The sequence below is a fragment of the Pseudoalteromonas sp. Isolate6 genome (assembly GCF_022398435.1).
GTDB lineage: Bacteria > Pseudomonadota > Gammaproteobacteria > Enterobacterales > Alteromonadaceae > Pseudoalteromonas > Pseudoalteromonas galatheae.
In genome coordinates, this window is record NZ_JAKEVK010000343.1 from 1 (window position 1) to 2,428 (window position 2,428).

A 2,428-nucleotide genomic window follows, 5' to 3' on the forward strand; every position below is an offset into this window, starting at 1 on the left:
TCATATAAGCGTGTTTTAAGTTTTTTAATTAAAACAAATGATTAGAAAAACTTTTCTTTGCTTATACGGATGTAGATAGCTTGTCAGTGGCAGGACGCAAGAGCATGCTACTAAACACTATTTCCCCACTTCAAAATCGCTCATTTACTTAATACGATTGGTATAATTTAAACACCTCACGCTTAAATAGGACATCTGTCCTGTACTTGATAGCCGTTAACTATAAACATTACGCTTTAATTATAACTAAGGTTTACTATGGAAAAGGTATTTCACTTAGGTCTTACGAAAGCCGACCTACAAGGCGCTTCACTGGCAATTGTTCCGGGTGATCCCGAGCGCTCAAAACGCATCTCTGAATATCTCGATTCTCCTGTCTGCTTAGCACAAACGCGCGAATTTCATATTTACCTTGGCTTTTTAAATGAAAGTCCTGTGGTAATTTGCTCAACTGGTATAGGCGGCCCATCTACGTCAATTGCAGTAGAAGAGTTAGCGCAGCTTGGCATCACTACTTTTTTACGCATAGGTACAACTGGCGCAATTCAACCACATATCAATGAAGGTGATATATTGGTGAGTACGGCATCAGTGCGTTTAGATGGCGCTAGCCAGCATTTTGCGCCAATTGAGTTTCCTGCGGTTTCTGATTTCCACACTACAGCCGCTATGGTACAAGCCTGTGAATCATTAGGTATTACCCATCATGTCGGTATTACGGCGTCTAGTGATACTTTCTACCCAGGGCAAGAACGTTATGACACATACTCAGGCTACGTTAGAAAGGCGTATCAGGGTTTATGTGCAGAATGGCAAAAGCTTAACGTGATGAATTATGAGATGGAATCTGCGACATTGTTTACCATGTGTGCAGCACTTGGATTGAAGTCCGCATGTCTTGCAGGTGTATTAGTAAACAGAACACGCCAAGAGATCCCCAACGTTGACCATCAAGCTGTTGAAAAGAAAGCCGTCACAGCTGTGCTAAAAGCAGCTGAAATCTTACTTTCGAAATAATCGCTGAAGATATAGAGATTGAGTGATTACTCAATCTCTATATGTGTTAGTAAATGCTCAGCATTGTATGCCTGTAACACCGCTAGACTTACTTGCAACTGATTTGCAAAGCCTTGCTTTTCTAGCAAAGTGATCCCTGCCACATTTACCTCAGATAATACTTTACCCGACATCGCTAGTTGGCTTAGTGCACTTTGTAATGGTGACAAGCTTGGATTATAAGCCGCATTTTCAGCATAACGTCCATAAAAACACTCGCCACTGTCTAGTTTAATTTCCACGGCACTTTGATTATGTGTGTAGGGACAATAAGCACTAAGATAATGATGATAAAGCGCAGCACTAATTAATTCAGGCAAAGCTTTATCCTCAGCTAAATGATGTGTTTGAGAAAAAAGTTTTTCACTGTTACCCAGATCGTCCGGACCAAAGGAAGTCGGCAGCAAATCACAGAGCGAGGTTTTGCCTGTCGGCAATAAAATCTCAAGTTTCTTTGCGGTGTTTAGTTCATTCATAAATTGGCGACAAAACCCGCAAGGCGCGGCGTTGATCGTCATTTTAGAGATTTCAATTGCACCATTTAACCATGCATTGTTAATTGCCGCTTGCTCAGCATGAACAACTAAAGAAAGTGCTTGGTGTGAGAACTCTAAATTCGCCCCCAAAAACGCTTGATGAGATTTATCATCCCACGCGATGGCACCAACATAAAATTGCGAAATAGGAGGTGTAGCAAACCCAGCAGCAACTTCAAGCAAAGCAGCTTCAAGCTCGAGATCAGATAAATTAAAGCGATTTTGGTATTGTGTTAACTGGGAATAACTAATTATCCCACGCTGTGCAGTGGCGTATTGCGTTAACGCACTTTTTATTGATGGTTCTATCTTTGCCATATTGTTGTCATGTTTATCTATGGCAGGATAGTTTACGCAAGAGTTACAACCGACTCAACCATTCTCTTGCAGATTTAAAACACTCAAAGTTTTCAGCGCTGATATTAAAACGTTTAATTTTCTGAAGAAAAAGATCATGCATATAACCTTCAAAGCCAACAACCCTTGCAATATGCATGTTGCCAATGTTGTGTGCAACTTTTGGCATTATGTTGACAATATCGATCGCAGCAAAGCGATGCTCAAGTTCACTGACATCCACTAGTACTTTACTACTATTATGCTTTTTAGCATATAGATTTGCTTTCTCGTATGCTGAGACCACATCGTTTGCACTCGCAACACCTCTGACCTTCATCATAATCAGATCGTTACACTCATCAAATGTGACACTAGTAGAAATTTTGTGCATGTATCGTAGACCTATCAACCGACAATTCTTGAATAAAACAAATAAAATGACTGGTTAAACCAGCCGCGCATTTTAAATCAATGAGAATTACTGTCAATAAATATAC

Annotated in this window: 3 protein-coding genes; 1 reads left to right on the forward strand and 2 read right to left on the reverse strand. The window is 40.2% G+C overall.

Annotated features, from left to right (window positions below; translation table 11 throughout):
* Positions 1-258 precede the first annotated feature (258 nt).
* A complete protein-coding gene (gene udp / locus L1D50_RS22660; protein ID WP_128726654.1) occupies positions 259-1,017 on the forward strand; it encodes a uridine phosphorylase in 759 nt (252 codons plus the stop codon).
* A gap of 26 nt (positions 1,018-1,043) precedes the next feature.
* Here the strand turns inward: udp and cdd are convergent, their stop codons facing one another.
* Positions 1,044-1,910 carry a cytidine deaminase gene (cdd, locus tag L1D50_RS22665; RefSeq protein ID WP_239966899.1) on the reverse strand — a complete coding sequence of 289 codons (867 nt, stop codon included), beginning with the start codon at positions 1,908-1,910 and terminating at the stop codon, positions 1,044-1,046.
* Between the two features lie 43 nt (positions 1,911-1,953).
* Complete coding sequence (locus L1D50_RS22670) at positions 1,954-2,271, reverse strand: hypothetical protein (RefSeq protein ID WP_235956687.1); 318 nt, start codon at positions 2,269-2,271, stop codon at positions 1,954-1,956.
* Positions 2,272-2,428 lie beyond the last annotated feature (157 nt).